Here is a 6,724-nt window from a genome sequence, read left to right as displayed (position 1 = left end):
CGCCTGTGCCCCGGCGAACCCCGCCGCGCCGCCGAGTATCCCGTACGCCCCCATGATCGCGGCGCTGCGATCCCTCCTGATCAGCGCCGCGTAACTCAGCAGACCGAGCAGCGCGAACCACTGCCCCGCCCACACCTCCGGCCGCGGCTTGTCCACCCCGCGCGGGCCGGAGAAGTAGATGCGCGGCAGGTCGTCCGGCGCCTCGTGCGGCCGGTTGACCGTCTCCACGGCGAGATGCCACAGTGCAGTCATCGTCCCCGTCAGCCACAGCAGTTCGAACGGCGTATAGTCTTTCTCGCTCACCGCCATGCCGAGGTACGTCCCGCTCAGGCCGATCCACACGCCGCCTTTGACGGCGAGGCCGAGCATCCCCCACCAGTACGTCTCGTCGCGTGTCGCGTTCTGCGTCAGGCCGATCGTCTGGGCGTACGTCTCGGTCCCGCCGAACGAGGTGCCCATCGCGCCCGCGGCCCCGAGCAGCCCCGCGCGGCGGCGGATTTCGGGATCGGATGCCGTCAGTGCCAGCGACAGGCCGACCAGCGAACCGGGAATCATCGCCCCGCGCTCATGCCCGATCTGCCCGCGTATCCCCCAGCCCAACCACATCGCAATGGCGGGGATCGTCAGTCTCAGGCAGGGCGAGAGTTCGTCGCGTTCAATTGTCGCGAGATCGTTCGTCATGCGCGTCTCCGTGAGGAATGCGATTCGCATTCACGTGGTTCGCGGGGCCGCTCCGCCCTTCCTGCCCGGCGCGGCACGGACGTTAGCTATCAGGACCTGTTCCCGCCGCGCCAATGGGAAACGCCCGCCCGGGACCCGGCGCTGTGAGCCCACGCTCGCAATGACAGGTAACTGTCCCCCCTCACGCACAGCCCCAGCAGGAGACCCAGCGCGCGCCGCAGAATCCCGCTGCCTAGCTTCGCGACAAGGCAGGCAACGAGATGCTCACCACCAGACCCACCCCCGGCGATACAAGCTGGTTCGTCCATGACCGCTTCGGCCTCTTCATTCACTGGGGGCTCTACGCGCTCCTCGCCCGCCACGAGTGGGTCAAGCACAACGAGCAGATTCCCGACGAAGTCTATGACAAGTACTTCAAGCGGTTCGACCCCGACCTCTACGACCCGCGCCAGTGGGCCGCCGCCGCCGCCAACGCCGGCATGAAGTACTTCGTCGTCACCACCAAGCACCACGAGGGCTTCTGCCTCTGGGACAGCAAGCTCACGGATTACAACGTCACCAACACGCCGTACGGCAAAGACCTCCTGCGCCCCATGGTCGCGGCCTTCCGCGAGCGCGACATGCGCGTCGGCTTCTACCATTCCCTGATTGACTGGCACCACCCCCACTACGTCGTTGACCCGCACATCGGCCCGCTGCGCAACCGCCCCGACCGCGACGAACTCAACAAGTCGCGCGACCAGATGAAGTACGCGGACTACCTGCACGGGCAGATCCGCGAGCTGCTCACCGAGCATCGGCCGGATATCCTGTGGTGCGACTTCAGTTACCCCCGCCCCGACGGCACCGGCAAGGGCCGCCAGGACTGGCGCAGCGAAGAGCTGTATCAGATGATCCGCAAACTCTCGCCCAACATCATCCTCAACGACCGCATGGACCTCGACGAGGGGTGGGACATCAAGACGCCGGAGCAGTACCAGCCGCGCGAGTGGGTCAGGTTCGAGGGGCAGCCGGTGGTGTGGGAGGCGTGCCAGACGTTCTCCGGCTCATGGGGCTACCACCGCGACGAGGCGAGCTGGAAGAGCGTGGATCAGCTCGTGCAGATGCTCATTGACACCGTGAGCAAGGGCGGCAATCTGCTGCTCAACGTCGGCCCGACCGCGCGTGGGGAATTCGACGAGCGCGCATTGAGCCGCCTCGCCGGCATGGGCGAATGGATGAAGCGCCACAGCCGCTCGATCTACGGCTGCACCCAGGCGCCCGATGAGTTCCCGACTCCGCAGGACTGCCGGCTCACCTACAACCCGGAGAAGAAACGGCTCTACGTCCACGTCTTCGCGTGGCCGTTCGTGCGCCTGCACCTCGACGGCTTCGCGGGGAAGGTCGAATACGCGCAACTCCTCAACGACGCCTCCGAGGTCGGCATGAGCGAAGCCGATGCCAAGGAACCCGGCCCCGACGGCAAGCCGCGCAACACGCTCATGCTCAACCTGCCGGTTCGCAAGCCCGACGTCACCGTGCCCGTCATCGAACTGTACCTGAAGTAGCGGCCGCACCGGCAGGGGCACCGCGCGGGAGGTTACTGCGCGCCTCCCTCGCGGTTGCTTTGGAGTGCGGCGATTCATCGCCGCTTTTGAAAGCGGGAGTGAGTCGCCGAAGGCGGCTGAAACTCGCGCGCCATCGTCACTGCGCGAACGGGTCGTCCGTGGTCACCGTCGTCCCGAGCGTGCGGAACCACGGCCCGAGATTGTCTCCCGCCGCGCGCCCGAGGAAGTACACCAGCTCCTCGGTGGACATCAGCTTGTGGGCTCGCGCATCGGCGCGCACGATCCGCTCGAAACGGGCGATGAAGTCCGTGCCGTACGCTCGTTCGAGTTCCGAGATAACCCACAGGCCTTTGCCGGTGTGAGACGGCGGCACGAAACCGGTGAACGACGTCAGGTCGAGGCTCAGCCCGTCCGCATCCACCTCCCGCCACTGCTTCATGCGCAGATTCCAGAACTCCTCGTCCGCGCGCCCGAGCACGCGCTGCTGCGCGCGCATCCCCACCCAGCACGCGAGCACCTCGTTGAACCACGCAGGCGGGATCGCAGGCTCCCAGAACGAGTGCCCCATTTCGTGGCCGAGAATCGCAACCAGCGACAGATCGCTGGCGAACGCGGGGATGCCGATATGCCCCCCGCCCGACCACCCGCCCTGGTCGCCGACCAAGAGCCGGATGTCGAACGGGCTCCGGCACGTGATGCCGAGATACGACTCAAGCTCCTCCTTTGTCTCCGCGCACCAACCCGCCACGATCCTCGCTTTCGGCTCGAGCGCAGGCAGGCCGGAGAGCTTCAGCCCCGGCTTCTCGAAAAGCGCCGGCGGGTCAATCTGATGCGGGATCTCCGCCGCTCCGTGGACGCGCGAGTACCGGTTCTCGCCCAACCAGCCCACGAATCCCTTGACGAGCCTCCGATTCGATCGGTCCTGCGCGATTTCAGCCCATCCCGCCCACGCATCCGCCCCGACCACGATGAGCCTGCCCCGGCCGACTGCACCGGCAACCGCGACCGTCGCGCCGTCCGCGGTCCCGACGAGCGTCGTGAACCCGGCTGAAGTCACCGCCAGCGGGTTCGGCACCTCCCCGAGCAAGCGCCGCAGGACTTTGGGATCCGACTCCGCCAACGCAGGGTGTCGCTGCAGCGCCAGTTCGCCCCGGGCCACCCCGTCGGTGAACGCGACGCCCATCTCCTTGAGCAACTGGTTCCGCGCCATCTCCGACATCGGCAGGCGGTGGCAGCCGCGCCACTGACTGCCGTGAGCCGCCACCAGCACTCCGCCGCCGTCCCGGAGAAAACGATACACCGCGGCGATCTCGTCCGCCGTGAACGGCACATCCGGACCGGGGCCGGAAGGACCCGTGCGCGGGCCGCTGCCCGTGATCAACACCGCGTCGTAATTGCGGAGCACCTCCCACGACACGGGCCCGTAGTTGATCGTTGCCTCCGCGCCGATGTCGCGGAGAAGATCGCGGTGCAGCGCGCCGCCGCCGTTCTGGCAGTGCGACAGGTCAACCAGCACCCGCGGCGGCCGCGCCTGATCGGACCCCTCCGTGGCCGCGCCTATCGCCGGCCGACAGAGAGCGGCGACGAACATCGCCCCAGCGACGGCAGCGCCAAGCGTGCACCTCGTTATCGCTCCCGGAGCCAATCGCATCCCGCGAAGCGGCTTGCCTATCGTCATCGGGAATCCCATGCGCCGCGGCCATCCTCACCCCGACGTGCGCGGGATGCGGCCGGTGCGCGCGCCTTCCCACCATGCGCCCGATGACCAGTGCTGCTCCGGGCCCCGGCGATCAACTCGCAGCATGTAGATCCGCCCGTTGACCATCAGCTTGCCGATCGCCCAGAACGCCGCCATCACAGGATCATCGCTCAACGATACCTCGAACACGACCTCACGCCGCTCGCCGCGCGCGAGCGACAGCCCGACCGTCCGCGGCGTGATCTCCGCGATCGACAGCGCTCCGACCACCGCCGCCGGCCACGTCTCCACCGGCGACGCAATCGCGAGCTCGCACTCCAGGCTCTCGGTTCCGGGATTCTCGACGGCGGCGACGATGCGCCCTTCCTCCAGCCGCATCGAGAAACCCGGCTCGACCGCTTTGCCGACTTCGAACACGTCTTGGTACTCCTGCCCGTCGCGCTCGTAGCGGATCTTGATCTGCCCCGCCGCATCCGGCGCCGACCGCGTTACGACCGCCCCGAACACCGCGTGACCCAGCGGCTCGATATCGTATTCGAACGTCGTCGCGTCCGCGGCCCAGCCCTTGGGCACAAGCAGATGCACCGTGCCCGACGCGCGGATGTCCACGTAGTCGTTGACCACGTTGACGTTCAGCCGCAGCTTGCCGCCGGGCAGATCCTCCACATCGCGGCCGATGGACGCGACCACCGTCTCATATCCCATCGGCATCGTGCCCGCGTCGTGCTCCCACGACCGCACGAACACCGGCTGCGCCGCCTCGATCTGCGCGCCGAGCGTCGCCGGCATCGGCTTATCCGTGAGCGCCTCAGTCATCACGCCGTAGGTCTCGATCGAGAACGGGCCGCAGGCGAACGGCAGCGAGTGATCCCCGCTCTCCGCCTTCTCGTCGCCGCGCTCCAGCAAATTCACCTTGCATGCCTGCTTGATCCGCGGCATGAAGTGGAACGTCCCCTGCGCCGCGCGGCCGTCCGCCTCATGGAACCGCAGCGCGATGCCCCGCTCCGGCAGCTCCGCCGCGTCGCCCTGCATCCCCGCCAGCGGATTGCCGAGCGCCTTCACCGTCGAAACGACCACGCCCGGCGCGTCCACGCTCAGGAAGCTCGCCGTCTCGGGCAACACGTCGCCCGTCTCGTCTGCGAGCACCGCGATGAGCGGGTCATTGACCTCGAGCGACTGCCGGTAGGCCCGCGACTGCCGCCACGACCCCGCATGCGGGAACAGCGAGTAGGTGTACACGTGCGTCCGCTGCTCGGGTACGAAGTTGGAGCCTTGAATGTTGCCGGTCGCTCCATACCAGTGGCACGTATGGCACAGCAGCAGCGCGAGCACGCCGCCGCGCTCGACGCTGCACGCGATGTTGCCGGTATTGACCAACGACACGCCGTAGTCATCCACTTTCCCCGCGTCATCGCGCGCAATCGCCGGCAGCTTGACCGTCTCCCCTGCCGTGAGCTGCTCGGCGATTCCGTCCACGAGCGTGCGCAGGCCCGCCCCGTCCGGCGCGCCGAGGATGACCGTCGCGATCGGTTTCGCCTCGCGATTGTCCGCGTCAATCACGAACAGTGCCGCCGGCCCCGCCGCCATCTGCGCGCGGAACTCCTTTGCGGCCTCGCCGCTCGCAGTCAGCAGCTTATCCGCCCACTGGTTGGGGTGCGCCGCCGTCGTCAGCACGAACCGGAAATCGTTGTACAACAAGTCGTCGTTGACGTTCGCCAGCAGCGTGCCCATGAGCGGCTGGTCAACATCCGGCCACGGCGTCACCGGGATGCCCTTGGTCGTCAGCGCGAGCAGCAGCCCGTCCGCCGCCTCGGCGAGCGATCCGTCCGCCGGGCTGATGATGGCGGTCATGCCGACCGAGCATTTCCCCGACGCGCCCAGGTCGAGCGTCACGCTCGGCCCATATTCCATCCAGCGGTCCGCGGGATACACTGCGCAGCCGCTGAACATCACCATCTGGTGGGTGCGGAAATCGAGCAGGTCCCGACTTTCACGGCGCGCCACCGCGCAGTAGCGGTCGTCGAACGTCGGCACCGCGCCGCTCAGATTCGTCGGGTAGGTGACGACGAACAGGTCGTCCTCGTACTGGTAATCCTCCAGCATGACCCGGCAGTCAATCCGCGGCACGCCCTCGATCAGGCTGATCTCGTGGCGCGCTTTCGGCAGCGTGTCGCTCAGACGCTGCTCGATAACCAGCGTCTGCATCACCTCGCCCGCCAGCACGTGCGCCTCGGCGGGGCGCTCATGGCCCAGCAGCTTCTGCCCCGTCGTGTAAATCTCGTGCTGCGTCTCGCGTCGCCGCGGCACCTCCTTCAGCGCCGAGAGCTCGGCGCCCACCATCTCCGAGGCGCCGTCGAGCAGCTCCCGGTTCGCCTGCTTGTCATAGAGGGAGGTCAGGCCGCCCCGCGCGCCGTCGGCGGTGATGCGAAATGCCGAACTCTCGATCGTCGCCTCTTCCCTGCGCTCGGTTGCGCTCGCCGGCTTCTCCGGCTTGGAGGTGAGGTAGTACGTCGCGTACCCCAGGGACGGCGCGGTCGCGACGAAAGCGATTTCCACTTCGTCGCCGTCGCGGCGCAGCACCTGGCACGCCACCGCCTTGCCGCCCGCGTCGCGCAAACCGAACTCGTCCCATCCCGCGGGCAGCGGCACGCGCACGCGGCAGACATCGGTGCGATCCCAGCCGTGCGCGTTGAACACGCGCAGCGGCTTCTCGTGCGCCGCGGCCGCCGCCTTCGCCGCGCGGCTGAGGTAGTCCAGCGCGTCCGACAGCGCCCCGTGAGCCAGCTCGCAGGCTTCG

4 protein-coding genes are annotated in these 6,724 nt (G+C 67.9%); 1 reads left to right on the top strand and 3 read right to left on the bottom strand.

Annotation, left to right across the window (positions count from 1 at the left end):
• The coding region (locus tag JSV65_02130) for a hypothetical protein (GenBank protein ID UCH35171.1) at positions 1-681 on the bottom strand (681 nt) is incomplete at its 3' end.
• Between the two features lie 260 nt (positions 682-941).
• Here JSV65_02130 and JSV65_02125 point away from each other — a divergent pair.
• Complete coding sequence (locus JSV65_02125; GenBank protein UCH35170.1) at positions 942-2,228, top strand: alpha-L-fucosidase; 1,287 nt, start codon at positions 942-944, stop codon at positions 2,226-2,228.
• Positions 2,229-2,364: 136 nt separating this feature from the next.
• Here the strand turns inward: JSV65_02125 and JSV65_02120 are convergent, their stop codons facing one another.
• Both JSV65_02120 and JSV65_02115 read right to left on the bottom strand, forming a co-directional pair.
• Positions 2,365-3,906 carry a hypothetical protein gene (locus JSV65_02120; GenBank protein ID UCH35169.1) on the bottom strand — a complete coding sequence of 514 codons (1,542 nt, stop codon included), beginning with the start codon at positions 3,904-3,906 and terminating at the stop codon, positions 2,365-2,367.
• 27 nt (positions 3,907-3,933) lie between these two features.
• Positions 3,934-6,724, bottom strand: a 2,791-nt coding sequence (locus tag JSV65_02115) for a hypothetical protein (protein UCH35168.1), incomplete at its 5' end; no start/stop codon positions are given.

It is taken from the genome of Armatimonadota bacterium (genome assembly GCA_020354555.1).
Taxonomy (GTDB): domain Bacteria; phylum Armatimonadota; class Hebobacteria.
Note: the sequence above shows the minus strand (reverse complement) of the source record. Positions and strands in the feature narration are given on the sequence as shown.